Origin of the sequence: Streptosporangium vulgare (genome assembly GCF_042428775.1) — a bacterium.
Lineage (GTDB): Bacteria > Actinomycetota > Actinomycetes > Streptosporangiales > Streptosporangiaceae > Streptosporangium > Streptosporangium vulgare.
In genome coordinates this window covers 24,402-49,477 of the sequence record NZ_JBHMBS010000007.1, presented here as the reverse complement: position 1 = coordinate 49,477, position 25,076 = coordinate 24,402, and the positions used below count along the sequence as shown (strand labels likewise).

23 protein-coding genes are annotated in these 25,076 nt (G+C 70.2%); 8 read left to right on the top strand and 15 right to left on the bottom strand.

All coding sequences use genetic code 11. The features are described from left to right. The first annotated feature begins 7 nt into the window (after positions 1-7). The 3 genes from ACFFRH_RS16580 to ACFFRH_RS16570 all read left to right on the top strand — a co-directional run bounded on the left by ACFFRH_RS16580 (position 8) and on the right by ACFFRH_RS16570 (position 3,691). Positions 8-1,408 carry an NAD(P)/FAD-dependent oxidoreductase gene (locus tag ACFFRH_RS16580; protein WP_344749556.1) on the top strand — a complete coding sequence of 467 codons (1,401 nt, stop codon included), beginning with the start codon at positions 8-10 and terminating at the stop codon, positions 1,406-1,408. A 195-nt stretch (positions 1,409-1,603) separates the two neighbouring features. After that, complete coding sequence (locus ACFFRH_RS16575) at positions 1,604-3,217, top strand: amidohydrolase (RefSeq protein WP_386157421.1); 1,614 nt, start codon at positions 1,604-1,606, stop codon at positions 3,215-3,217. A gap of 60 nt (positions 3,218-3,277) precedes the next feature. Then, the gene (locus ACFFRH_RS16570; protein WP_344749558.1) at positions 3,278-3,691 is read left to right on the top strand and encodes an Imm10 family immunity protein; all 414 of its coding nucleotides are present in this window, start codon (positions 3,278-3,280) and stop codon (positions 3,689-3,691) included. Positions 3,692-3,907: 216 nt separating this feature from the next. On the opposite strand, the gene ACFFRH_RS16565 is transcribed toward ACFFRH_RS16570, so the two are convergent. Beyond that, positions 3,908-5,290, bottom strand: a complete 1,383-nt coding sequence (locus ACFFRH_RS16565; RefSeq protein ID WP_344749560.1) for a helix-turn-helix domain-containing protein — start codon at positions 5,288-5,290, stop codon at positions 3,908-3,910. Positions 5,291-5,599: 309 nt separating this feature from the next. Here ACFFRH_RS16565 and ACFFRH_RS16560 point away from each other — a divergent pair, with 309 nt between their 5' ends. Together ACFFRH_RS16560 and ACFFRH_RS16555 are read left to right on the top strand one after the other, a co-directional pair. After that, positions 5,600-6,136, top strand: coding sequence for an ATP-binding protein (locus tag ACFFRH_RS16560; protein ID WP_344749561.1), 537 nt, complete (start codon positions 5,600-5,602; stop codon positions 6,134-6,136). A 153-nt stretch (positions 6,137-6,289) separates the two neighbouring features. Continuing rightward, a complete protein-coding gene (locus tag ACFFRH_RS16555; protein ID WP_344749562.1) occupies positions 6,290-7,105 on the top strand; it encodes an MBL fold metallo-hydrolase in 816 nt (271 codons plus the stop codon). A 62-nt stretch (positions 7,106-7,167) separates the two neighbouring features. Here the strand turns inward: ACFFRH_RS16555 and ACFFRH_RS16550 are convergent, their stop codons facing one another. Both ACFFRH_RS16550 and ACFFRH_RS16545 read right to left on the bottom strand, forming a co-directional pair. Next, the gene (locus ACFFRH_RS16550; protein WP_344749563.1) at positions 7,168-8,445 is read right to left on the bottom strand and encodes a serine hydrolase domain-containing protein; all 1,278 of its coding nucleotides are present in this window, start codon (positions 8,443-8,445) and stop codon (positions 7,168-7,170) included. A 372-nt stretch (positions 8,446-8,817) separates the two neighbouring features. Continuing rightward, a complete protein-coding gene (locus tag ACFFRH_RS16545; RefSeq protein WP_344749564.1) occupies positions 8,818-9,060 on the bottom strand; it encodes a DUF6343 family protein in 243 nt (80 codons plus the stop codon). 335 nt (positions 9,061-9,395) lie between these two features. Between ACFFRH_RS16545 and ACFFRH_RS16540 the strand changes: the two genes are divergently transcribed. Continuing rightward, positions 9,396-9,920, top strand: a complete 525-nt coding sequence (locus ACFFRH_RS16540) for an SPW repeat protein (RefSeq protein ID WP_344749565.1) — start codon at positions 9,396-9,398, stop codon at positions 9,918-9,920. A 176-nt stretch (positions 9,921-10,096) separates the two neighbouring features. Here the strand turns inward: ACFFRH_RS16540 and ACFFRH_RS16535 are convergent, their stop codons facing one another. The 5 genes from ACFFRH_RS16535 to gap all read right to left on the bottom strand — a co-directional run bounded on the left by ACFFRH_RS16535 (position 10,097) and on the right by gap (position 13,943). After that, positions 10,097-10,444 (bottom strand): RNA polymerase-binding protein RbpA, encoded by a 348-nt coding sequence (locus tag ACFFRH_RS16535; RefSeq protein ID WP_012892502.1) that lies wholly within the window; start codon positions 10,442-10,444, stop codon positions 10,097-10,099. Between the two features lie 77 nt (positions 10,445-10,521). After that, positions 10,522-10,752, bottom strand: a complete 231-nt coding sequence (gene secG / locus ACFFRH_RS16530) for a preprotein translocase subunit SecG (RefSeq protein ID WP_030905020.1) — start codon at positions 10,750-10,752, stop codon at positions 10,522-10,524. A gap of 132 nt (positions 10,753-10,884) precedes the next feature. Continuing rightward, positions 10,885-11,670: a triose-phosphate isomerase gene (gene tpiA, locus ACFFRH_RS16525; protein ID WP_344749566.1), complete on the bottom strand. Its 786-nt coding sequence runs from the start codon at positions 11,668-11,670 to the stop codon at positions 10,885-10,887. Between the two features lie 81 nt (positions 11,671-11,751). Continuing rightward, positions 11,752-12,939, bottom strand: a complete 1,188-nt coding sequence (locus ACFFRH_RS16520) for a phosphoglycerate kinase (RefSeq protein ID WP_344749568.1) — start codon at positions 12,937-12,939, stop codon at positions 11,752-11,754. Then, entirely contained in the window at positions 12,939-13,943 is a 1,005-nt protein-coding gene (gap, locus tag ACFFRH_RS16515) for a type I glyceraldehyde-3-phosphate dehydrogenase (protein ID WP_344749569.1), read from the bottom strand. The genes ACFFRH_RS16520 and gap overlap by 1 nt, the downstream gene beginning before the upstream one ends. A gap of 216 nt (positions 13,944-14,159) precedes the next feature. Here gap and ACFFRH_RS16510 point away from each other — a divergent pair, with 216 nt between their 5' ends. Beyond that, complete coding sequence (locus ACFFRH_RS16510) at positions 14,160-14,675, top strand: hypothetical protein (RefSeq protein ID WP_344749571.1); 516 nt, start codon at positions 14,160-14,162, stop codon at positions 14,673-14,675. Positions 14,676-14,811: 136 nt separating this feature from the next. On the opposite strand, the gene whiA is transcribed toward ACFFRH_RS16510, so the two are convergent. From whiA to uvrA, 7 genes are all read right to left on the bottom strand, one after another. After that, complete coding sequence (gene whiA / locus ACFFRH_RS16505; RefSeq protein ID WP_329079024.1) at positions 14,812-15,792, bottom strand: DNA-binding protein WhiA; 981 nt, start codon at positions 15,790-15,792, stop codon at positions 14,812-14,814. Positions 15,793-15,885: 93 nt separating this feature from the next. After that, entirely contained in the window at positions 15,886-16,821 is a 936-nt protein-coding gene (locus ACFFRH_RS16500; RefSeq protein WP_344749572.1) for a gluconeogenesis factor YvcK family protein, read from the bottom strand. Next, entirely contained in the window at positions 16,818-17,690 is an 873-nt protein-coding gene (gene rapZ, locus ACFFRH_RS16495; protein WP_329079022.1) for an RNase adapter RapZ, read from the bottom strand. Before rapZ ends, ACFFRH_RS16500 begins: the two co-directional genes overlap by 4 nt. After that, positions 17,687-19,663 (bottom strand): excinuclease ABC subunit UvrC, encoded by a 1,977-nt coding sequence (uvrC, locus tag ACFFRH_RS16490; RefSeq protein ID WP_344749581.1) that lies wholly within the window; start codon positions 19,661-19,663, stop codon positions 17,687-17,689. The genes rapZ and uvrC overlap by 4 nt, the downstream gene beginning before the upstream one ends. 415 nt (positions 19,664-20,078) lie before the next feature. After that, positions 20,079-20,552: a Rieske (2Fe-2S) protein gene (locus tag ACFFRH_RS16485; protein WP_344749573.1), complete on the bottom strand. Its 474-nt coding sequence runs from the start codon at positions 20,550-20,552 to the stop codon at positions 20,079-20,081. 248 nt (positions 20,553-20,800) lie between these two features. Then, complete coding sequence (locus tag ACFFRH_RS16480; protein ID WP_386157405.1) at positions 20,801-21,223, bottom strand: Rieske (2Fe-2S) protein; 423 nt, start codon at positions 21,221-21,223, stop codon at positions 20,801-20,803. Between the two features lie 99 nt (positions 21,224-21,322). Beyond that, positions 21,323-24,163, bottom strand: coding sequence for an excinuclease ABC subunit UvrA (uvrA, locus tag ACFFRH_RS16475; protein ID WP_386157402.1), 2,841 nt, complete (start codon positions 24,161-24,163; stop codon positions 21,323-21,325). 267 nt (positions 24,164-24,430) lie between these two features. On the opposite strand from uvrA, the gene ACFFRH_RS16470 reads away from it, so the two are divergent. Continuing rightward, the gene (locus ACFFRH_RS16470; RefSeq protein ID WP_344749576.1) at positions 24,431-25,072 is read left to right on the top strand and encodes an MBL fold metallo-hydrolase; all 642 of its coding nucleotides are present in this window, start codon (positions 24,431-24,433) and stop codon (positions 25,070-25,072) included. Positions 25,073-25,076 lie beyond the last annotated feature (4 nt).

Below are 25,076 nucleotides of genomic sequence, written 5' to 3'. Positions count from 1 at the left end.
TGAGGCCATGAACACGCGCGTTCCCCTGGCTGGGGACTTCGTCAACGGAGACGTCTCCTTCTGGTACCGCTCCCTCGGCATCCCCTCCCCCGGCGCCCCCCTCGCCGGAGACCTCGATGTCGACGTGGCCATCGTCGGCGCCGGGTACACCGGGCTGTGGACCGCCTACTACCTCAAGAAGGCGAGCCCCGGCCTGCGGGTCGTCGTGCTGGAGAAGGAGTTCGCCGGGTACGGCGCCTCCGGGCGCAACGGCGGCTGGCTGGTCGGCGAGCTGGCCGGCACCCCCGAGCGCTACGCCAGGACGCACGGCGCGGACGCGGCCAGGCGGCTGCAGCGGGTGATGTTCGACACGATCGACGAGGTCGTCGCCGTCGCCGAGGAAGAGAAGATCGACGCCGACATCGTCAAGGGCGGCGTCACCACGGTCGCCACCAACACCGCCCAGGACCGGCGGCTGCACGAGCTGCTCGCCCACGAGCGTCACTGGGGCTGGACCGAGGAGGACGTGCGGCTGCTCGACCCGGTCGAGCGGGAGGAGCGCCTGCGGGTGGACGGCGCGGTCAGCGCGATCTGGAGCCCGCACTGCGCCAGGATCCAGCCCGCCAAGCTCGCCAGGGGCCTGGCCGAGACCGTCCGGAACCTCGGGGTGGAGATCTTCGAGCGCACCCCGGTCACCGAGATCGCCCCGCGCGAGGCCCGCACGCCGTACGGGACCGTCCGCGCCGAGTACGTCATCCGCGCCACCGAGGGCTTCACCGCCGAGCTGAAGCAGTACCACCGGGCGTGGCTGCCGATGAACAGCTCGATGATCGTCACCGAGCCGCTGGGCGCGCTGTGGGACGAGATCGGCTGGGCGGGCCACGAGCTGCTCGGCGACATGGCGCACTACTACATGTACGCCCAGCGCACCGCCGACGGCCGGATCGCGTTCGGCGGGCGCGGCAAGCCCTACCTGTACGGCTCCCGGGTGGACGACCGGGGCCACACCCACGAGTGGACGATCGAGGCGCTCTGGGAGCTGCTGACCGGGATGTTCCCCGCGCTGCGGGCCTCCCGCGTGGCGCACGCCTGGTCGGGCGTGCTCGGCGTGCCCCGCGACTGGTGCGCCACCGTGCACGTCGACCACACCACCGGCATCGGCTGGGCGGGCGGCTACACCGGCCACGGGGTGACCACGACCAACCTCGCCGGCCGTACCCTGCGCGACCTGATCCTGCGCGAGGACACCGAGCTCGCCTCCCTGCCCTGGGTGGACCGCAAGGTGCGGGGCTGGGAGGTGGAGCCGCTGCGGTGGATCGGCGTGCACACCATGTACGACCTCTACCGCCGGGCCGACGCCAGGGAGAAGGCCGGGCTCGGCCGCACCTCGGTGCTGGCCCGCGTCGCCGACTCCATCACCGGCCGCTGAGCGCCGGGGAAACAGGCCCGGACGACCCCGGAGGCACCGCAGCCGCGTGTCCGACGCCGGACGCCGGTGGACCCCGGTGGACCCCGGGAGAAACTCGCGCTGGACCTCGGCCGGTCGAGCGTGCAGTGTAAGTGATCAAGCGGCACCCCGGGGCGGCAGCGGCATCCGGGCCACCGACAGAAGGATGGTGCAACAGTGAGCGACCTGCTCTTCCGAGGCGGCAGGGTCTTCCTCGCCGCCGACGCCTTCGCCGAGGCGGTACTGGTCAGGGACGGCCGTATCGCCGCCGTGGGCGCGGAGTCCGACGTCGCGGGCCTGGCCGCCCCCGGCCACGAGACCGTCGACCTGGACGGCGGGCTGCTCACCCCCGGGTTCACCGACGCGCACCTCCACCCGGTGCAGGCGGGCCTGGAGCGGGCCAGGTGCGACCTGTCCGGGATCTACGGCCTGCCGAGGTATCTGGAGCGGATCACCGCCTACGCCGCCTCCCACCCGGGCCACGAGTGGATCGACGGCGGCGGCTGGGACATGTCGGCCTTCCCCGGCGGCCTGCCGCACCGCTCCCAGCTCGACGTCGTCGACCGCCCGGTCTACCTGATCCAGCGCGACCACCACGCCGCGTGGGTGAACAGCCGGGCCCTGGAGCTGGCCGGGATCACCCGTGACACCCCCGACCCCGCCGACGGCAGGATCGAGCGCGACGCCGACGGCACGCCGAGCGGCGTGCTGCACGAGGGCGCGATGGACCTGGTCGGCCTGCTCACCCCCCGTCCCACGGCGAGTGACCTGTACGACGCGCTGATGGAGGCCCAGAACCACCTGTTCTCCCTCGGCGTCACCGGCTGGCAGGACGCCATCGTCGGCTCCTACGCGGGCTACGACGACCAGTTGCCCACGTACGTCTCGGCGGCGGCCTCCGGCGCGCTGCGGGCCCGCGTCGTGGGCGCGCTGTGGTGGGACCGGGCGCGCGGCGCCGAGCAGATCCCCGAGCTGCTGGAACGGCGCCGCTCGGCCGAGGGCCTGGAGCGGTTCCGGGCCGGCTCGGTGAAGATCATGCAGGACGGCATCACCGAGAACTTCACCGCCGCGGTGATCGAGCCCTACTGCCGCTGCGGCGGCACCGGCCTGTCGTACGTCGACCCCGCGCTGCTGAGGGAGTGCGTCGCCGAGCTGGACCGGCACGGCTTCCAGGTGCACTTCCACGCCATCGGCGAGCGGGCCGTCCGCGAGGCGCTGGACAGCTTCGAGGGGACCGACCCGGCCAACCGGCACCACATCGCGCACCTGCAGATCGTCGAGCCCTCCGACCTGCCGCGCTTCGCCAAACTCGGCGTGACCGCCAACCTGCAGCCTTTGTGGGCCACCCACCACGCCCAGATGGACGAGCTCACCCTCCCCTTCCTGGGTGAGGAGCGCTCCGCCTGGCAGTACCCCTTCGCCGACCTGCAGCGCAACGGCACCCTGTTCTGCGCGGGCAGCGACTGGCCGGTCTCCGACGCCGACCCGATCCAGGGCATGCACGTGGCCGTCAACCGCACCGAACCCGGCGGCTCGATACACGCGGGCTACCCGACGGCGCAGACCCCGTTCCTGCCCGGCCAGAGCCTCACCCTCGCCACCGCCCTGACCGCCTACACCGCGGGCTCGGCCCGGATCAACCACGACGACGACGCGGGCACCATCGTCCCCGGCAACCGCGCCGACCTCGTCGTCCTGGACCGCGACCCCTTCACCGAGCCCGCCGCCGACATCTGGCGCACCAAGGTCGCGATGACCTTCATCGACGGCCAGGAGGTCTACCGCCGCTGACCCCTCCCAGCAGTGAGTGATACGCCGGGATTGTCGCCCCGGCCGGTTACAGTTCGCGGCATGACTGTTCGGTTCACGGCCCGGGTGGCGGGAGTGGCGGAAGACCGCGATCTGGAGTACCTGGCCGCGGGTGTCGCCGAAAGCGACGATGGCGACGGCACGGAGCTGATCTTCCAGTGCGGCCTGTTCGAGGACGAAGAGGAAGACGTCGAGGAGTCGGAGATGGACAGCCACTGTCTGGTCATCACCGGCCAGGCGACCGCGTACGGGGCCGTCAGTGAGATCACCCTTCGCGACAAGGTGCTTCGCGTCGTTGTCGCTCCGCGGGCTTTGGAAGAGCTGGGTCTCGACGACCCCGAGATCGAAGCGGTCCTCGACGTCGACGACGAGGCGATCGACCGGCTCCGGGCCGCCCTGCGTCGCATCATGGCCTATGGCCCGGTCGACGCCCGCCCGGCGGTCGTTCAACTGTGACGATGCCGCCGGACGGGCGTTCGGTGGCGCTCAGGACTCGGACGGCCGCCCCTCCTCGACGTGACCGTTGAGAGGGTGCGTGACGCCTTCGGAATTCACACCGAACACGGCGCACGGCGACCATGGGGTGCGTGAAACGGTCCGGGGCTGGCGGAGGTTCCGAGTCTCCTGGACGCCTTGGAAACTCCAGGCAGCGATGCTCACGGAGATCAAAGCTCATTCCCTGGAGGCGAGTTCGCTGTCCAGGTAGGAGCGGAACTCCCGGACTTGAACGGTCGTCCCGTACGGTTCGAGACGGTCGGAGAACTTCCTGATGCGCTCGACCAGCCGGGACGAGGTCAGCGATCTGGCCGTGGGGATCGTCGCCCGCGCCGAGTCGACGGCCTGCTCCAGCTCACCCATCCCGAGATACGCCTCGGCAGCGCTCATCCTGCTGAGCTGGGCCGAACGGGTGCGACGCTGATCGTACTCACGCAGCACCGCCTCAGCACAGTCAGCGCCTCGCCGGTGTTCGCCGATGAGGGACCAGCAGATGCCCGCCTCCGCGACGGGCTCGGTCGGTTCGAACCAGGCGGTCCACGCCGGATCACGGTCGGTGGTGCCACCGGCGTAGACCCGCTCGACCTCTCCGAGCAACTGCTCGACCCGTTTGGTGGCGTGGCTGTCACCACTGTCGCTCATGCTCGCCTGCAGGGCCGTCGCCCAAGCCTCCCTGCTCAGCAACCAGGCCATGACACGCGGTGGGGCCTGTCCCCGGTGAGCCGCTTCCACGGCGGCTCGCGCCAGCCGCACCGCCCATGCGGGCTGCCCCAGGTAGATCGCCTGGATCGTCATGGTCGTCAAGACCCAGGCTCCTGTCAGTGCGTCGTCACCGGCCTTCGCCAGCGTGAGCGCCTGACCGAAATAGTGCTGGGCCTGTCCGTGGCGCCCCATGTCGAAGGCGGTCCATCCCGCCTGGAGAGTCATACCCGCCGCCGCCGTCATCAGCGCGGCCCCGACCTTGTCGTCATAACGGCCACGTAGCATCGGAGCCACCGTGCTGTGCAGGTAGTCCACGACCGCCGGGCGTATCATCCCCGCCCCGAAACGGTGATCCATCTCCCCGAACGCCTGGCGCGCCTCGACGATGCGCCGGACGTCCGACAGCCCCACCGCCGCCCCCGCCCCCTGGTGGGCCGCCGAGGCGTTCGGAGCGCCGTAGCTCCACTCCGACAGCCATCCGCCCAGCGCCGCGGGGACGAACGGCAGCGCGGCCAGCACGTGTCGTCGTTCCGGGTCCACGTCGCACCTCCACAGTCGTCCGGCCGCCTCGACGGTAGCCCCGAGGGACAGGTCGCTGAAGTCCGGGATCAGCCAGGCTTCCGTATCGACCGGGGCGGTGCCCTCGATCCACCGTTCGACCTCGGCCGGGTCCACCCCGAACACCTCGGCCATCCGCGCCCGGTAGACCGGCCGGATCTCCTGACGTCCCCGCTCCCACCGGCTCCACGTCGTCGCCGACACCCACAGCGCCGCCGCGATCGCGTCCTGGCTCATGCCCATCCGCCGGCGAGCCCGCACCAGCTCCGGACGTCCCTCACCACCTACGAGACCACCCACGACAACCTCCATCACCCGGAGCGACGAATCATTAACCCATTGTCAACGAACGCGGCTCGCGCGGCTCACCCGCCGACGGAAACGACCAGGAAACGACCAGCCGACAGGATGATCCGAATGACGTGCGGCAGCGACGACTCTCCCGCACACCCCGCGCGGGGCAACGCAACGCCCGCCCTCGAACCTGGCCGCCGCCCGGCCCATCACGTTTCCTGCTGGAACAGTCACCGACAGCAAGGGAGCGCGCACATGCGGCCAACCTTCCATGACCCGGCGGACCCTCCGGGCGTCCCCCGTGAGGGGATCACCGTGACCAGCGTGGGAGCCCCGGAGGAGGCTCTCGGCGAGGTCAGCATGCTGGTGGCCGTCCTGTGTCCGGGCTCGGCCTCCCGCCGTGCCCGTGCCGTCGTACGTGAGGTGCTGCTGGCAGAGGGTCTTCCCGGCGACGATGTCGCCGACACCGAGGCGGTCGCGGCCGAGCTCGCCGCCAACTGCGAGCGGCACGCCCGTCCGCCGTACGAGATCCGCGTGTTCAGCCTGGCGGGTGTCCCCGCGTGGTGCGAGCTCGTCGACGGGGATCCCGACCTGGGCTGGATCCCCGCGGTCCTCGACCAGACCCGGCCGCAGGCCGCGCCGGACCCGCTCGCGGAGAGCGGCCGTGGCCTGATGCTGGTCCGGGAGCTCTCCCGGGGGCACTGCCGCGCCTACCCCACGACGACCTTCACCACCGACGCCCCGGCCAAGGCCGTCGCCTTCGCCCTCCCCACCCGCTGGGGCACCCGTCTGACCTGCCCGCCGCTGCTGCACCTGGGCCGCCGCTCGGCCCGTCTCCTCCGGGAGCCGTGACCATCCGGATCTACCCGCGTCGTCCGGAACCGCTCCGGGCCGGGAAACCCGGCAGGGGCGCGGTTGGCGGTCCCGGCGTCCTCACGCCCCTCGCCGCCCCCAGCGGGCACGGCGATCTTAGGGTGGGAGACGAACGCGACCCGAGGAGCCTCCGTGAACGATCTCCCCATCTGCGTCACCTGCGGGGTCCAGTACGCCGCCCCCCGCGACGACTGCCCGATCTGCGAGGACGAGCGGCAGTACGTCGGCTGGGAGGGGCAGCGCTGGACCTCCCTGGACGAGCTGCGCGCGACCGGGCACCGGTCGCTGGTCGCCGAGGAGGGCACCGGGGTGGTCGGGGTCGGCACCGACCCCGCCACCGCCATCGGACAGCGGGCGCTGCTGGTCCGCACCCCCGGCGGCAACGTGCTGTGGGACATGGTCACCCACCTCGACGACGAGCTGGTCAGGCAGGTCACCGAGCTCGGCGGGATCGACGCCATCGCGATCAGCCACCCGCACTTCTACGGCTCGATGGTCGAGTGGGCGCACGCCTTCGACGCACCGATCCACCTCCACGCGGCCGACCGCGCCTGGGTGGCCCGCCCCGACGACTCCGTCGTGTTCTGGGAGGGCGACACCCACGAGATCCGCGAGGGGCTGACGCTGATCAACGCGGGCGTCCACTTCGACGGCGGCCAGGTCATGCACTGGCGCGACGCCGAGGAGGGCCGGGGCGCCCTGTTCTCCGGCGACATCCTCCAGGTGGTCCAGGACCGTCGCTGGGTGAGCTTCATGTACAGCTACCCCAACCTCATCCCCGAGCGTCCCGGCATGGTCCGCCGCGCCCTGTCGCTGCTGGAGCCGTACTCCTTCGAACGCGTCTACGGCGGCTGGTGGAAGCGGGTCGTGCGCACCGACGGCGCCGAGGCCGTGCGCCGCTCCGCCGACCGCTACCTGTCCTACGCCCTGGACGACCGATCGAGGTGAGACGGGCTCCTCGCCGGCGGGACACCGGACCGGAACCTCCGGGAGGGCCCCGAAACCCGGGCTCAGAAATACTTCGAGGTGAGGTCGGCCGTCGGCCAGGAGGTCACCGCGCGCGCCGTCTGGCTGAGGAGCGGGTCGATCACGTCGAAGTCGGGCGACCCTTCCTCCTCGCGGCGGTTGAACGTGGCGCAGTAGGAGATCCCGCCGCTCAGCCGGGCCAGGTAGGTGAACGTGCCGGGCATCGAGCCCGAGTGCCAGGTGTTGATGCCACTGCCCGAGGTCCGGACCCACCAGCCGCCGCCGTACCAGGACCCGCCGGAGGTGACGCCGGTCTCCGGCTTCGCGAACAGCTTCGCGATCGAGGTGGCGTTCAGGACCGGACCGGCGGCGTCGTAGACCATCGCGAACTTCACCATGTCGACCGCCGAGGCGGTCCAGCCGCCGTTGGCGTCCTGGTTGGGCATGTTGAAACCGCCGTAGGGGTACGGCACGACGGTGCCGGAGGCGTCCACGACGGATTTGCTGGTGAACTTCGAGACGTAGTTCACCTCACCCGTGGGCGACTCCGCCCGCAAACTGCGGCCGAGCCGCATCCTGGTGACCCCGGCGGGCGCGAGGAGTTTCTGCTTGACGTACGACTCGTAGCTCGTGCCGGAGACCTTCTCGACGATCCGCCCGAGCAGCGCGTAGCCGTAGTTGCAGTAGACCATCTTGGAGCCGGGATCGAAGTCGAGGGGGCGGGCCGTGGAGTAGCGGATGATGTCGGCGTGGCCGATCGGCAGCGGCACGTCGAGCGCGGCGGAGATCGTGTGGTCCATCCAGAGCCGGTCCTTGGAGACCGCGGTGTCCCAGCCGCCCAGGTGCTGCATGAGCCTCAGCACGGTCACTTGGGCCAGCCTGGGGTCGGCCGCCGCCGAGAGCCCGAGCAGCGTGGTGACCGGGGCCGAGAGGCTGAGCTTGCCGTCCTGGACCAGCCGCATGATCGCGGCGGAGGTGATGTGCTTGCTCAGGCTGGCGACGCGGAACAGCGAGGTCGGCTGCACGCGCGCGAGGATCGGGACGTTCTGGGCGTTGCGCACCGAGTACGTCCCGTACCCGCGCGCCAGCAGGATCTTGCCCTTCCGCGCGACCGCGAGTTGCGCGCAGCCGATCTCGCGCTCCGCGATGTACTTCTTCATCATGTCGTCGAAGCTCTTCAGCGCCGCGGGGACGACCCCGCTGACGAGCGGCTCCCTCGTCGCCGCCCACGTGGGCCCCGTCCCCAGGGCGAGCGCGGGCACGGCTCCGACGCCCGCCTGGAGAAGTCTCCGTCGCGTGACCCCGCTCTTGCTTGTCTTCACTGGTGACCCCCACATCACATACGTGTCAGGAAGATCCATATATTACGGATCTTCCTGACATTCCGTACGGATGATCAGGGCCCCCGCCCGCGAACCGGTGCGGATCCGCGAGATCGAACGGATGTCCAGGCCGCGGCGGGAACCGTCGGCCCCGCGGACGGCAGGACCTCCGCGCCACGGAACCAGGCTTCCGCGTCACGTGAACCGAGCTTCCGCGTCACGTGAACCGGTCGAGGTCGGACACGGGCCGGAGATGGCCGGCGGTGTGGTCCAGATCAGCCGCGCGGACCGGCGAGACGAGCCGCCGACCACGACCACACGCCCGTCCGCGCGGCCTTCCACTCGAAAGGGCCTCCAGCTCGAAAGCGGTCCCTACTCGAAGAGGGTGTGCCGCTCGCCGCGCCGGCGTCTGCGGGCGATCCTGATCCCGATCACCACGAGGTCCACCACGGCGACGGCCGCCAGCACGGCCATGCTCACGGCGAGCGCGGTGATCCCGGCCCACGCCGACAGCACGGCCAGAGCCGTGCACACCACTAGGCCGAAGGTCGCCAGGAGGAGCCGCAGGTTCAGTGCGCTCCTCGGATGGTCGTGCGTTCCCGTCTTCTCGTCCATAAGGTCACCTCCGGGCAACCTCGCTCTCCCCCGGCTCCCCGTGTCGGCGCGAGGGGTGTGCCTCATGCCGTACCCAGGACGTCCGGCGCCACCCCGGGCGCCCTGGGCGCCGTCACGGTGATCACGCCGTTCGCGGCGGACGTTTCCCCTGTTCCACGGGAGGTCACGACGGGGCGGACCTGCTCGGGTAGACCATCGGAGCCCGTGTCCCGGCGATGTCATTAGCCAAACTTGTCCCTTTTTGGGCTGGTTGGAGCTTATGTCGGGTATATCAGCACAAATCCGCTTTGGCGGGAAATCGAGATTTACCGAAGAGCGGCAAGGGGGAATGGGGCATGACGAGACCCACCAGTCTGGAACATCACCCCGATCTCATAGAGATGCGGGAAAGGTACGAACGAGCGGGCTCCAGTTCGGTAGCCCAGGCCATCGAGGGACTCGGCCTCCTGGCGGGCCTGTATCTGGCGATCTCACCCTGGGTGGTCGGCTTCAACGGCCTGTCCAGGCTCGCCGTGAGCAACCTCGTCACCGGCATCGCGGTCGCCGCCCTGGCCCTCGCCTTCGCGTCCGCCTACGGCCGGACGTACGGGATCAGCTGGGTCGCGCCGGTCATCGGCATCTGGACCATCGTGGCTCCCTGGATCACCGGCTCCGCGACAAGGGGGAGCATCTGGAACAACGTCGTCACCGGCATCATCATCCTCCTGCTCGGACTGGGGGCCGTGGCGATGGGCTCCAAGAAAATGTCCGGCATGGCGCAGAGGAGAGACCTCTCCCACATGGGCGACACGTCCAACAGGCAGGACATGCCGCACAGGCCCGACATGCCGCACAGGCCTGACATGCCCAACAGGCCCTAGCCAAGGCGGGCGCACAGCGACGCGCCTTGGTCAGGTCCGTCCCGCGGGCGCGCGGCGCCGCCCCGCGACTCCCGGCGAGTCGCGGGCCGCGGCACGCGAAAGGCCCCCGTGAGGATCTCCCACGAGGGCCTTTCAGGCGTGCGTGCGGGCCCGCCGACCGTGCGGCGTGGACCCGGCTAGTAGATCGGGCGCGAGGAGGAGCGCAGCCGCTCCAGGGCCTCGGCCAGGATCTGCGCGCCGTCCTTGTCGCTGCGGCGTTCCTTCACGTACGCGAGGTGCGTCTTGTAAGGCTCGTTGCGCGGCGGCGCGGGCGGGTTCGCCTCGTCCTGACCGGCGGGGAGGCCACACCGGGGGCAGTCCCAGAACTCGGGAACGGCCGCGTCGCTGGCGAAACTGGGGCGCGTCTCATGCATGTTCGCGCACCAGAAAGGCACCCGAACACGGGGGGCCGCCTCGCCGCGCTCCGCCTCCCCCATCGGGCCGGCACCGACACGGCTGCCACGGATCGCGTTGCCACTACCCACGGATGAACTCCTTGCTCGATGGCCCCGCCGCTTGGGGATGCGGGGACTGAACCACTGTCACGCCTGTCGAAGCCGGGTCAGGGCCGCAGAAGCAGGCCCAGTGCGATGATGCAGACGAACCAGACGACACCGGTGATGACGGTGAGCCTGTCAAGGTTGCGCTCCACCACGGAGGAGCCTCCGAACGACGACGAGAAACCGCCACCGAACAGATCCGAGAGACCACCGCCCTTGCCCTTGTGGAGCAGGACGAGCAGCATCATCAGCAAGCTCGACAGGATGAGGGCGATGGAGATTCCGATTGTCACCGTTGACCTGTTCCCTATGTGCGCGTGACCCGCGTCCGGGCACGACCGGTGTGTACGCCGAAGGCGTGACGATTCAAACTTGCTCTAAGAGGGTATGACGTGCTGTCAAGTCGCACCCACCGAATGGCTCAGTTAACTCGACAATTCGCCAAAACGGCAGATCTTGACGAACTCCCCGGGGTCGAGGCTCGCGCCACCGATCAGGGCACCGTCGACATCAGGCTGCGCCATGATGCCCGCGATGTTGTCAGACTTGACCGACCCACCGTAAAGGATACGGACACCGGCGGCCACTTCGGCGTCGTACAGCTCGGCGAGTCGTGACCGGAGTGCCCCGCAGACCTCCTGCGCGTCGTCCGGGGTGGCCACCTCGCCGGTGCCGATCGCCCACACCGGCTCGTAGGCGAGCACGATGGACGCGGCCTGCTCGGCGCCGACCTTGCGGAGCGCGCCGTCGAGCTGGGCGACGCTGTGGGCCACCTGGCCACCGGCCCGGCGCACCTCAAGGCCCTCCCCCACGCACAGGATGGGGGTGAGCGAGTGCCGGTAGGCCGCCTGCACCTTGGCGTTGACGACGTCGTCGTCCTCGCGGTGGTACTGGCGGCGCTCGGAGTGACCGGCGAGCACGAAGGTGCAGCCGATCTTGGCGAGCATGGCCCCGGAGATCTCGCCGGTGTAGGCGCCGCCGTCGTACTGCGACAGGTCCTGCGCGCCGTAGACGATCCGCAGCTTGTCGCCGTCGACCAGGGTCTGCACGCTGCGCAGGTCGGTGAACGGCGGCAGCACGGCCACCTCGACCCGGTCGAAGTCCTTGTCGTTCAGCGCGAAGGCGAGCTTCTGGGTGTGCGCGATGGCCTCAAGGTGGTTGAGGTTCATCTTCCAGTTGCCGGCCATGAGCGGCTTACGAGGTGTGCTCATCGTTCGCTCACCACTCCCTGTTGACTACGCGGACGGCATCGGTCGTCGACCGGCCACTCCGCTCACCGCGTGGGTTCACTTCTACCGCTCCAGCGCCACGAGTCCGGGGAGGGTCTTGCCCTCCAGGTATTCGAGGCTGGCCCCGCCACCGGTGGAGATGTGCGAGAAGCCGTCCTCGGCCAGGCCGAGCCTGCGCACGGCGGCGGCCGAGTCTCCCCCGCCGACGACCGTGAAGGCCTGCGAGGCGATCAACGCCTCGGCGACCGCGCGAGTTCCGCCGGAGAAGGCCTCGAACTCGAAGACGCCCATCGGGCCGTTCCAGAACACCGTCCTGGCGTCGGCCAGCTTGCCCGCGAACAGCTCGCGGGTGCGCGGGCCGATGTCGAGCCCCTCGCGGTCGGCCGGGATCGCGGTGGCGTCGACCACCTCGTACTCGGCGTCCTCGGCGAACTCGACGGCCGCCAGGACGTCGACCGGGAGGACGATCTCCACGTCGCGCTTGGCCGCCTCGTCTAGGAAGCCGCGCACCTTGTCGAGCTGGTCCTCCTGGAGCAGCGACTTACCGACCTCGTAGCCCTGAGCCTTCAGGAAGGTGTAGGCCATGCCGCCGCCGATGAGGAGCCGGTCGACCTTGGTGAGCAGGTTGCCGATGACGCCGAGCTTGTCGGAGACCTTGGCGCCGCCGAGCACCACGACGTACGGCCGCTCGGTCTCGTCGGTCAGCTTCCTGAGCACCTCGACCTCGGCCAGGACCAGCCGGCCGGCGGCGTGCGGCAGCAGGCCGGGCACGTCGTAGACGCTGGCGTGCTTGCGGTGCACCGCGCCGAAGCCGTCGCCCACGTAGACGTCGGCGAAGGCGGCCAGCTTGGCGGCGAGGGCGGCCCGCTCCGCGTCGTCCTTGGACTCCTCGCCCGCTTCGAAGCGCAGGTTCTCCAGGAGGGCCACCTGGCCGTCCTGGAGTGCCCCCACGACCTCCTCGGCGGAGGTGCCGACCACGTCGGTCGCGAAGGCGACGTCGGCGCCCAGGAGCTCACCCAGCCGCTTGGCGACGGGGGCGAGGGAGTATTCCGGGTTCGGCTTGCCCTTGGGGCGTCCCAGGTGCGCGACGACGACCACGCGGGCACCCCGGCCCGCGAGCTCCTTGATCGTCGGCACCGAGGCGCGGATGCGGCCGTCGTCGGTGATGACGTCCCCCTCCAGGGGGACGTTGAGGTCGGCGCGCACCAGGACGCGCCGACCCTCCACGTCGAACTCGGAGATGTCCTTCATCAGAGGTCGGCGCCGACCAGCTCGATGAGGTCGACGAGACGGTTGGAGTAACCCCACTCGTTGTCGTACCAGCCGACGACCTTGACCTGGTTGCCGATCACCTTGGTGAGGGGCGCGTCGAAGATGCAGGACGCCGGGTCGGTCACGATGTCGGAGGAGACGATCGGGTCCTCGTTGTAGGTGAGGTAGCCCTTGAGCTCGCCCTCGGCCGCGGCCTTGAGCGCGGCGTTGACCTCCTCGACGGTGGTCTCGCGGCCGACCTCGACGGTGAGGTCGGTGGCCGAGCCCGTGGGGATCGGCACGCGCAGCGCGAAGCCGTCGAGCTTGCCCTTGAGCTCGGGCAGCACCAGGCCGATGGCCTTGGCGGCGCCGGTCGAGGTCGGCACGATGTTGATCGCGGCGGCGCGGGCGCGGCGCAGGTCGCTGTGCGGGGCGTCCTGCAGGTTCTGGTCCTGCGTGTAGGCGTGGATCGTGGTCATCAGACCCTTCTCGATACCGAAGGTGTCGTTGAGGACCTTGGCCATCGGCGCCAGGCAGTTGGTGGTGCAGGAGGCGTTGGAGATGACCGTGTGGCTGGCCGGGTCGTACTTGTCGTGGTTGACGCCCATCACGACGGTGACGTCCTCGTTCTTGGCCGGGGCCGAGATGATGACCTTCTTTGCGCCGTTCTCGGCGTGCACACGGGCCTTGTTGGCGTCGGTGAAGAAGCCGGTGGACTCGACGACGACGTCCACGCCCAGGTCGCCCCAGGGCAGCTTGGCGGGGTCGCGCTCGGCGAACGCCTTGATCGTCTTGCCGTCCACGATGATCTCGTCGGCGGTGCTCTTCACCTCGTACGGCAGGCGGCCGAGGATGCTGTCGTACTTCAGCAGGTGGGCGAGCGTGGCGTTGTCGGTCAGGTCGTTGACCGCGACGATCTCGATGTCCTTGCCGCTGGCAGCGACCGCGCGCCAGAAGTTGCGGCCGATGCGGCCGAATCCGTTGACGCCTACGCGGATGGTCACGGTGCCGATCTCCTCGTACGTCGATGCGCCGGTCTCTCGGGATCGGCGACTTGGGGCGGGCTGAAACCTCAACCACGAACCTTATCGGACCCAAATTGGCCTAGACCACTTGAGGGGGTGCTCCGTTATTCGCTAACCCACGAACAGGTATCGCACCATTCAAGTAAAGTGCCCGACTCGTCACCGTAACCACCTCCAACCCCAAGAGGAACTGCCATGACAGAGAACGATCCACACCTGGGGAACGGGCTCCTACCAGGCATTGTCACCGGACTGCTGGCCACCGTCGCCGGCGCCGCGGCCTACGGCGCGCTCATCGCCTTCAGCGGGTACGAGATCGGATTCGCCGCCATCGGCGTCGGCCTGCTGGTCGGTCTCGCCATGATCGCGGTGCGGCCGACCAGCCCGGTGCTGCCACCGCTGGCCGCCTTCCTCTCCCTCGCCGGAGCCGCGCTCGGCCAGATCGCCGGGGCCGTCATCGTCTGGGTGCGATTGTCCGGTGAGGACTACGGCCCGGCTGCCGCCCAGGTCCTCGACGCCTTCCCCGACGCGATCAGGAGCGACCCCATGTCGCTGCTGTTCTGGGTGGTGGCCGCCTACGCGGGCTTCGGCTTCGTGAACAGGCGCGTCAAGGCCGCCCGCGCGGCCCACGACGCCCGCGCCGCCTCGTCCGTCCCGCAGCCGGACGAGGCCGACCGGGTGAACTACTTCGAGCCCAGAAAGCAGCCCTGAGCAAGGCTGCTGCGAGCGAAGCGGGTCCGAGCGGGACAGCTCCGGGCGAGGCGGCTCCGAGCGACGGGCCTCCCCCGCACGGTCCGGAAGCCGCGGTCCGGGAGCGCGGTCCGGAAGCCGCAGTCGGGGAGAAGGCCTACGGGGCCAGCATGTCGACGGTGAGATTGGCCTCGGTGTTGGGGATGCCGATGTCCTGGGCGCGCTTGTCGGCCATGGCCAGCAGGCGGCGGATCCGGCCGGCGATGGCGTCCTTGGTCAGGGGCGGGTCCGCGAGCTGGCCGAGCTCCTCCAGGGACGCCTGCTTGTGCTCCACCCGCAGGCGGCCGGCGATCACCAGATGCTCGGGGGCCTCCTCCCCGAGGATCTCCAGGGCCCGCTGGACCCTGGCCCCCGCGGCGACCGCGGCGCGGGCCGAACGGCGCAGGTTGGCGTCGTCGAAGTTGGCCAGCCGGTTGGCCGTCGCGCGGACCTCGCGGCGCATCCGCCGCTCCTCCCAGGCCAGCACGCTGTCGTGGGCGCCCAGCCTGGTGAGCAGCGCGCCGATGGCGTCGCCGTCGCGGACCACCACCCGGTCGACGCCTCGCACCTCGCGGGCCTTGGCGTGGATCTTCAGCCGCCGGGCGGACCCGACCAGCGCGAGCGCCGCCTCCGGCCCGGGGCAGGTGACCTCCAGCGACATCGAACGTCCCGGCTCGGTGAGCGAGCCGTGCGCCAGGAACGCCCCTCGCCAGGCCGCCTCGGCGTCGCAGGTCGCCCCCGCGACGACCTGGCGGGGCAGGCCGCGGACCGGGCGCCCGTGGTTGTCGATCAGACCGGTCTGGCGGGCGAGCGCCTCCCCGTCGCGGTAGACCCGCACGAGGTAACGAGAACCCTTGCGCAATCCGGCCGGGGCCAGGACGAGCACCTCCGCCTTGTGCCCGAAAACCTCACCGATGTCCTTGATCAGCCGCCGGGCGGTGACGTTGGTGTCAAGCTCGGCCTCGATCACGATCCGGCCGCTCACCAGATGCAACCCGCTCGCGAACCGCAGCAGCGTCGACACCTCGGCCTTACGGCAGCAAGGCTTCAGGACCGGAAGCCTGCTCAGCTCGTCCTTGACCACACCTGTCATCGCCATGCGCGTTCGTCCTCCCCCATACAGACCCCATGCGGCCCGAGATAAATCGGGCTCACAGAAGTTTCTCGCACTCCTGAGCACCGCTGACCAGGATCAACGCTTCTCACGGAAAATCTCGTCCAGGACGGAGGCAAGACGTTGTGCATCGTGTCGCGGGGAGCCGTCCGCGTCCGCCACGGAGGCGAGGACGAGCCGGCCGCCGAGGTCGGCCGCGGCCTTCTCCAGCTCGTCGCGGTCCTCGATCACCCCGGTGTCGGCGACGACGACGTCGATCTCCAGGGAGGGCGCGTGCTGGCGCAGCACCTCCAGATGCTTCTGGGGGGAGAAGCCGTCGGTCTCCCCCGGCTGCGGGGCGAGGTTCAGGGCGACCAGGCGGCGCGCGTGGGTGGTGTGCAGCGCCTCGGCCAGCTCGGGCACCTTCAGGTGGGGCAGCACGCTGGTGAACCAGGAACCGGGGCCGAACACCACCCAGTCGGCGTCGAGGACCGCCTGGACGGCCTCGGGGCACGCCGGCGGGTCCTCGGGGAGCAGCGAGATCGCCCGGACCCTGCCGGGGGTGAGGGCGCAGGCCACCTGGCCGCGTACCGTGCTCACCTCGCCGTCCAGCTCGACCTCGGCGGCGATGTCGAGCGGCACCGAGGACATCGGCAGCACCCGCCCGTGCGCGCCGAGCAGCCGTCCGAGCCAGTCGAGCCCGGAGACCGTGTCGCCGAGCCGCTCCCACAGCGCCACGATCAGCAGGTTGCCGATGGTGTGGCCGTGCAGGTCGCCGTCACTGCGGAAGCGGTGCTGGACGACCTCGCTCCAGGTGCGCCCCCACTCGTCGTCACCGCACAGGGCGGCCAGGGCCATCCTCAGGTCTCCCGGGGGAAGCACGCCGAGCTCACGACGGAGACGGCCGCTCGACCCCCCGTCGTCGGCGACGGTGACCACCGCCGTCAGCTCGGAGGTGACCCTCCGCAACGCCGACAGCGAGGCGTACAGCCCGTGCCCTCCACCCAGCGCGACGATCTTGAGACCTTCGTTCACTCCCGGCCCACATCCCGATGGCTCACCTGCACCTCCATGCCACCCCTATCGCGCAGCCGGCCACCGATCTGCTCGGCCATGGCGACGCTGCGATGCTTGCCGCCGGTGCAGCCGACGGCGAGCGTGGCGTAGCTCTTGCCCTCACGGGTGTAGCCGGAGGCGATGATGGCGAACACCTCCTCGTAGGCGTCGAGGAGTTCCTTCGCACCCGCTTGGTTGAGAACGTACTCCCGTACGGGGGCGTCCAGTCCGTTCATGGGGCGAAGTTCGGGGACCCAGTGGGGATTGGGCAGGAACCGGCAGTCGACGACGAGGTCGGCGTCGACGGGCAGGCCGTACTTGTAGCCGAAGGAGACGACGTTGACCCGCAGGCCGGGGCGGTCCTCGCCGCCGAAGAAGGCGACGATCTTCCCTCGGAGCTCGTGGACGTTGAGGTTGGAGGTGTCGATCACCAGATCGGCGTTGGCCCGGACCTCGCGCAGGATGCCGCGCTCGCGGGCGATCCCGTCGACCAGGCGGCCGTCGCTCTGCAGCGGGTGCGGGCGGCGGACGTTCTCGAACCGGCGGACCAGCTCCTCGTCACTCGCCTCCAGGAAGACCACGCGCACGGCGACGCCGCGCCCCTCCAGCTCCTCGATCGCGCTGTTGAGGTCGCTGGTGAAGGCCAGGCTGCGCACGTCGACCACCGCGGCCACCTTGTCGGCGGCCAGCTTGACCCGGCCCGCCTCCTCGGCCATGGCGAACAGCAGCCCGGGCGGCAGGTTGTCGATGACGAACCACCCCAGGTCCTCCAGGGCCTTGGCGGCGGTGCTCCGCCCCGCCCCCGACATTCCGGTGACGAGGACGAACGCGGGCTCTCTTTCGCTCATGGGTTCTGCCCCTTCAAGGCCGACACGATCGTCTCGGCCGTCGAGGGGCCGATCCCGGGAACCTCGCAGATCTGTGCCGCGGTCGCCTCCCGCAGCCGTTTCACCGATCCGAAATGCTTGATCAACGCCTGCCTGCGGGCCGGGCCGAGACCGGGGACCTCGTCCAGAGCGCTTTCCTTGACGCTCTTCGACCGTTTGGATCGATGGTAGGTGATGGCGAAGCGGTGAGCCTCGTCGCGTACCCGCTGGAGGAGGTAAAGGGCCTCGCTGGAGCGGGCGAGGATCACCGGCAGGTCCTCGCCGGGCAGCCAGACCTCCTCCAGCCGCTTGGCCAGGCCGCACACCGCCACGTCGTCCACGCCCAGCTCGTCGAGCGCCCTGCGGGCCGCCGCGGCCTGCGCGGGACCGCCGTCGACGACGACCAGGTTGGGCGGGTAGGCGAACTTGCGCGGCCTGCCGCTCTCGGGGTCGATGCCCGGCGTCCGCAGATCCTCGTCAGGCCCTCCGGCGGCTTCTCCGGCTTCTCCGGCTTCTCTGGCCGGATCGGTCTCGGGGACCGCGTCGAGCTCCCCGACGGTGGAGCGCTCCTCCAGGTAGCGCTTGAACCGGCGGGAGATCACCTCGTGGATGGAGGCGACGTCGCCCTCGGTGGAGCGCACGGAGAACCTGCGGTACTCGCTCTTGCGGGCCAGGCCGTCCTCGAACACCACCATGGAGGCCACCACGTCGGTGCCCTGGATGTGGGAGACGTCGTAGCACTCGATGCGCAGCGGCACCTGGTCGAGGTCGAGGGCGTCGGCGACCTCCTGCAGCGCCCTGCTGCGCGCGGTCAGGTCGCTGGCCCGCCTCAGCTTGTGCTGCTTCAGGGACTCGACGGCGTTGCGCTCGACGGTCTCCATCAGCGACCTCTTGTCGCCGCGCTGGGGGACCCTGATCTCCACCCGTGCCCCGCGGTGCTCGCCGAGCAGCTCGGTGACCGCCTCGGCGTCGGGGGGCAGGACGGGCACCAGCACCTCCCTGGGCAGCGCCTCGGCCGCCGCGTCGCCGTACATCTGCAGCAGGAACTGCTCGACCAGCTCGCCCGGCTCGACCTCGTCGACCTTGTCGACCACCCAGCCGCGCTGGCCCCTGATCCGCCCGCCGCGGACGTAGAACACCTGGACGGCGGCCTCCAGCGGGTCCTCCGCCAGGGCGATCACGTCGCAGTCGGTGTTGTCGCCGAGGACGACGGCCTGCTTCTCCATCGCCCGCTGCAGCGCCTGGACGTCGTCGCGCAGCCTGGCGGCCCGTTCGTACTCCTGCGCGACGGCGGCCTCGCGCATCTCGCGCTCCAGCCGCTTGACGAACCGGCCGGTGTTGCCCGCCATGAACTCGCAGAAGTCGTCGGCCAGCTCCCGGTGCTCCTCCGCGGTGACCCGGCCGACGCAGGGGGCGGAGCACTTGTCGATGTAGCCCAGCAGGCAGGGGCGGCCGATCTGCGCGGCCCGCTTGAACACCCCGCCCGAGCAGCTCCTGATCGGGAAGACCCGCAGCAGCAGGTCGACCGTCTCCCTGATCGCCCAGGCGTGGGAGTAGGGGCCGAAGTAGCGGATGCCCCTGCGCTTGGCGCCGCGCAGCACCTGGACCCGGGGGAACTCCTCCCCCATGGTGACCGCGAGGTAGGGGTAGGACTTGTCGTCGCGGTATTTGACGTTGAACCGGGGGTCGTACTCCTTGATCCAGGAGTATTCGAGCTGGAGCGCCTCGACCTCGGTGCCGACGACCGTCCAGTCGACGCCCACGGCCGTCGTGAGCATGGTCTGGGTGCGCGGATGCAGGCCCGCGAAGTCGGCGAAGTAGGAGTTGAGCCGCTGGCGCAGGCTCTTGGCCTTGCCGACGTAGATGACCCGGCCCTCGGCGTCCTTGAACCGGTAGACGCCCGGGGACTCGGGGATGGACCCCGGCTTCGGCCGGAAACTCACCGGACCACCCACAGATCTCGCCACAAGGAAAGACTATCGGCCCCGACCGACAGGTTTCCTTACAGATTTCCCGGTGACCTTCCCGCCCGGCTCTTCTCGTGGCCTTCCGGCGCGGCGCCCCTCGCACACTTCCCGCCCGGTTTCCCCCGTGGTTTCCCACTCGGCCTTCGCCCGGCCCCCTCGCGGCCTTCGCCCGGCTCCCTTCCGGCCCGGCCGCCTCGTACCCTTCCCGCCCGGTTCTCCTCGCGGCGTCGCCCCCGGGCCGCGAGGGGAACCGGCCCGGCGGCCCGGCCCTGCGCCCGGGACCGGGCCACGGCCTCACGTGACGGCCGTCGCCCCGCGAGGCGACCCGGACCGTACGGGGGCCGCCGCGCGGCACCCGGCCCCCGCCGGGACGTTCCTCCCGGCGGCGGGCCCGCGGCCGGGTTCAGGCGAGGACGATGGAGTCGCCGTCCACCTTGATCGACTTCTCCTCCAGCGGCTCGGTGGCCGGGCCGTTCGCCACGGAACCATCAGTGATCTTGAACTTGCTGCCGTGGCACGGGCAGTCGATGGTGCCGTCCGCGATCTTGTCGACGTCGCACCCCTGGTGGGTGCAGACGGAGCTGAACGCCTTGAACTCGCCCGCGGTCGGCTGGACGACCACGATCTTCTCGTCCTTGAAGACCTTGCCGCCCCCCTCGGGGATGTCCGCGGTCTTGGCCAGGGCGTTCGCCCCGGAGCCGCCCCCCTCGGCACCCGCGGTCGTCTCGGCCGCCTCCGGCGCCTGCGAGGAGACGGTCGAGGACGTGTCCCCGCCCTCCGCCGCGGGCTCCCCGTACCCCGCGCACGCGGTCAGCACCGCGGCCATCCCGGCCCCGCCCGCGCTCAATATCACCGTACGACGTGTCGTCTCAGTCATGAATATCCTCCAGGATCATCATCTTCAGGTACGGCTGGCACCCCGATGACGGTTCAGCATGCCGTACGTCATGTCAGGAGACTGTGAAGAATTACCTCCTCGGCCCTCTTTCCGGGCCATCCGGAGAATCCCCTGGAAACCCTCACAGCGGGCTTCGAGCCCGGCGAGGCCGCACCTCCCTCGGGGGAGGAGGCCGCATCCCCTTCGAAAAGAAGGGGCTCTCCTTCGAAGAGAAGGAGCGCGAACCGTCAGAGCATGATGATCCCGTCGCCCTCGACCTTCAGCGCGTACTGGACCAGCGGCGCCTCCGCGGGCCCCTTGAGGCACCTGCCGGAGTCGGCGGCGAACTCGCTGCCGTGGCAGGGGCAGCGGATGACGCCGTCGCCGACCCTGCCGACCGCGCACCCCCGGTGCGGGCAGCTCGCACCGAACGCCCTGAACACCCCCGAGGACGGCTGGGTGATCACGATCTTCCACTTGGTGATCACCTTGCCGCCGCCCACCGGGATGTCGGCGGTCCTCGCGATGACCTTCCCCTTGATCCCCGGCGGCACGATGGCGGCGGCGGACTCCCCGCCGCACCCGGCCAGCGCCGCCCCGCACGCCACGGCCCCCGCGGCGGCGATCACCCGCCTGCGCGCGGGCGCGGCGGAAGTGTGCTCCATGCTCATCGCGGCCCTTCTCGCAACGTCATCCCCGTCAGAGACAGGCTCCCGCGTCAAGGGTATTGACGCGGGAGCCCGGTCCCGAACCCGGCCTTCAACCGGCCTTCAGCTGCCGAGGATCTTGCGCAGGAAGCGGCCGGTGTGGCTCTCGTCGACCAGGGCGACCTCCTCGGGCGTGCCGACGGCGAGCACGCTGCCGCCCCGGGAGCCACCCTCGGGGCCCATGTCGATCAGCCAGTCGGCGGTCTTGATCACGTCGAGGTTGTGCTCGATGACGATGACCGTGTTGCCGCCGTCGACGAGCTTGCCCAGGACGCCGAGCAACCTGCGGATGTCCTCGAAGTGCAGGCCGGTGGTGGGCTCGTCGAGCACGTAGATCGTCCGGCCGGTGGAGCGTCGCTGCAGCTCGGAGGCGAGCTTGACGCGCTGGGCCTCGCCGCCGGACAGGGTCGTGGCGGGCTGGCCGAGCCTGACGTAGCCCAGGCCGACGTCGTTGAGCGTCTTCAGGTAGCGCTTGATGGCCGGGATGGAGTCGAAGAAGCCCAGGGCCTCCTCGATCGGCATGTCGAGCACCTCGGAGATCGTCTTGCCCTTGTAGTGGACCTCCAGGGTCTCCCGGTTGTAGCGCGCCCCGTGACAGACCTCACAGGGCACGTAGACGTCCGGCAGGAAGTTCATCTCGATCTTGAGGGTGCCGTCTCCCGAGCAGGCCTCGCACCGGCCGCCCTTGACGTTGAAGCTGAACCGGCCCTTCTGGTAACCGCGGACCTTGGCCTCGGTGGTCTGCGCGAACAGGTCGCGGACCTTGTCGAAGACGCCGGTGTAGGTCGCCGGGTTGGACCGGGGGGTGCGGCCGATCGCCGACTGGTCGACGTGCACGACCTTGTCGACCAGGTCCATCCCGTTGACCCGCGCGTGGCGGCCGGGGACGGTGCGCGCGCCGTTCAGCTCCTTGGCCAGCGCGTTGTAGAGGATGTCGTTGACCAGGGTGGACTTGCCGGACCCCGAGACCCCGGTGACCGCGGTCAGCAGCCCCAGCGGGAACTCCACGTCGACGCCCTTGAGGTTGTGCTCGCGGGCACCCTTCACGGTGATCTGCCGCTTCTTGTCGCGCTTGCGGCGGGCGGCGGGGATCGCGATCGTCTTGCGGCCGGACAGGTAGGCGCCGGTCATCGAGTCTTCCGAGGCGAGCAGGTCGGCCACGGTGCCGGAGACGACGACCTGGCCGCCGTGCTCGCCCGCCCCGGGGCCGATGTCGACCACCCAGTCGGCGGCGGCGATGGTGTCCTCGTCGTGCTCGACCACGATGAGCGTGTTGCCCATGTCACGCAACCTGATCAGGGTCTCCAGCAGCCGCTGGTTGTCGCGCTGGTGCAGGCCGATGGAGGGCTCGTCCAGCACGTACAGCACCCCGACCAGGCCGGAGCCGATCTGGGTGGCGAGCCGGATGCGCTGCGCCTCGCCACCGGCGAGGGTGCCGGAGGCCCGGTCCATGGTCAGGTAGTCGAGACCCACGTCGAGCAGGAAGCCCATCCGGGCGTTGATCTCCTTGACCACCCGCTCGGCGATCTGCATGTCGCGGTCGGACAGCCTCAAGCCCGCCAGGAACGCCGCGCAGTCGCCGATCGACATCGACGAGACCTCGGCGATCGAGCGGTCGTCGACCGTGACGGCGAGCGAGACCGGCTTGAGCCTGGCCCCCTTGCAGGCCGGGCACGGGATCTCCCGCATGTAGCCTTCGTACTTCTCGCGCATGCCGTCGCTGTCGGACTCGCCGTGGCGGCGCTGCACCCAGGGGATGACCCCCTCGAAGGTGGTGTAGTAGGAGCGCTGGCGGCCGTAGCGGTTGCTGTAGCGGACGTGGACCTGCTCGTCGTGGCCGTACAGCAGGGCCTTCTGCGCCTTCTTGGGGAGCCGCTCCCACGGGGTGTCGAGACCGAACCCCATGGTCAGGCCGAGTGCCTCGACCAGGCGTACGAAGTAGTCGCTGGTGTGGCCGCCGGCCCACGGGGAGAGCGCGCCCTCGCCCAGCGGCCTCTCCGGGTCGGGCACGACCAGGTCGGGGTCGACCTCCATCCGGACGCCCAGGCCCGTGCACTCCGGGCAGGCGCCGAAGGGCGAGTTGAACGAGAACGAGCGGGGCTCCAGCTCCTCGAACGACAGGTCGTCGTAGGGGCAGTGGAGGTGCTCGGAGTAGAAGCGCTCGCGGTTGGGGTCGTCCTCGGGCAGGTCGACGAACTCCAGGGTGATCGTCCCGCCCGACAGGCCCAGGGCGGTCTCCACCGAGCCGGTCAGGCGGCTGCTCGCGCCCTCCTTCACGGCCAGGCGGTCGACGATCACCTCGATGTCGTGCTTCTCCTGCTTCTTCAACGTCGGCGGCTCGTCCAGCCGGACCACGGTGCCGTCGACGCGGGCGCGGGCGAAGCCCTTCGCCTGGAGCTGGGTGAACAGCTCGGCGTACTCGCCCTTGCGGCCGCGGACCACCGGGGCGAGCACCTGGAAGCGGGTGCCCTCCTCCAGCTCCATCACCCGGTCGACGATCTGCTCGGGGCTCTGCCTGGCGATCGCCCGCCCGCACTGCGGGCAGTGCGGCTTGCCGATCCGCGCCCAGAGCAGCCGCAGGTAGTCGTACACCTCGGTGATCGTGCCGACGGTGGAACGGGGGTTGCGGCTCGTGGACTTCTGGTCGATCGACACCGCGGGCGAGAGCCCCTCGATGAAGTCGACATCGGGCTTGTCCATCTGCCCGAGGAACTGCCGCGCGTACGCCGACAGCGATTCGACATACCGGCGCTGACCTTCGGCGAAGATCGTGTCGAAGGCCAGACTGGACTTGCCCGAACCGGACAGTCCGGTGAAGACGATCAGAGAGTCTCGCGGCAACTCCAGCGAGACGTCCTTGAGGTTGTGTTCACGTGCACCACGCACGATGAGGCGGTCAGCCACAGCAGTCCCGACGTCGTTGGTAGAGGGTTGGAAGCAGTCGCGGGAAGACTAGCGAGAGGGGCCGACAATTTTCCGGACCGGCGTCCGGAGTCGTTTTCCCGCCCTCTCCAGACTACGGCCTTCACCCAGACCCGGCAGGTGGCCCACGGTTTCAACGATGTGAACACCCCCCTTATGCCCCGCCCTGCCCGGCGGGCGGAATGATGAGAGGACGAGGGCGGGGCGCGCACCGCCTCACCCTCCCGCGACCCCGTCCGAGGAGAATCCGTGACGTACACCGGTGATGTTCAGGTCGGCGGCCCCGCCGACCTGCGCGAGCTGCCCGCCCTCACGATCGCCAAGCTGGCCGTCGGCCCGTTCGACAACAACGCCTACCTGATCCGGTGCACCCAGACCGGTGACGGCGTGCTCATCGACGCGGCCGCCGAGCCCGACCGGCTGCTCGAACTCATCGGCGACCAGCCGATCAGCAAGATCGTCACCACCCACCAGCACGGCGACCACTGGCAGGCCCTGGAGGAGGTCGCCAGGGCGACCGGTGCCTCGGTGGTCGCCCACCCGCTCGACGCGGGGGCGCTGCCGGTGCCGGTGGACCTGGAGGTCGAGCACGGCGACGGGGTCACCGTCGGCGTGGTCAGCCTAGAGGTGATCCACCTGCGCGGGCACACCCCCGGCTCGATCGCCCTGTACTACCCGGGCCACCTGTTCACCGGCGACTCGCTCTTCCCCGGCGGCGTCGGCAACACCAACAAGGATCCCGAGCGGTTCGCCCAGCTCTTCGCCGACGTGTCGGAGCGGATCTTCGACCGGCTGCCGGACGACACCTGGGTCTACCCGGGCCACGGCAAGGACACCACGCTCGGCGCCGAGCGCCCCTCGCTGCCCGAGTGGCGCGAGCGCGGCTGGTGACACC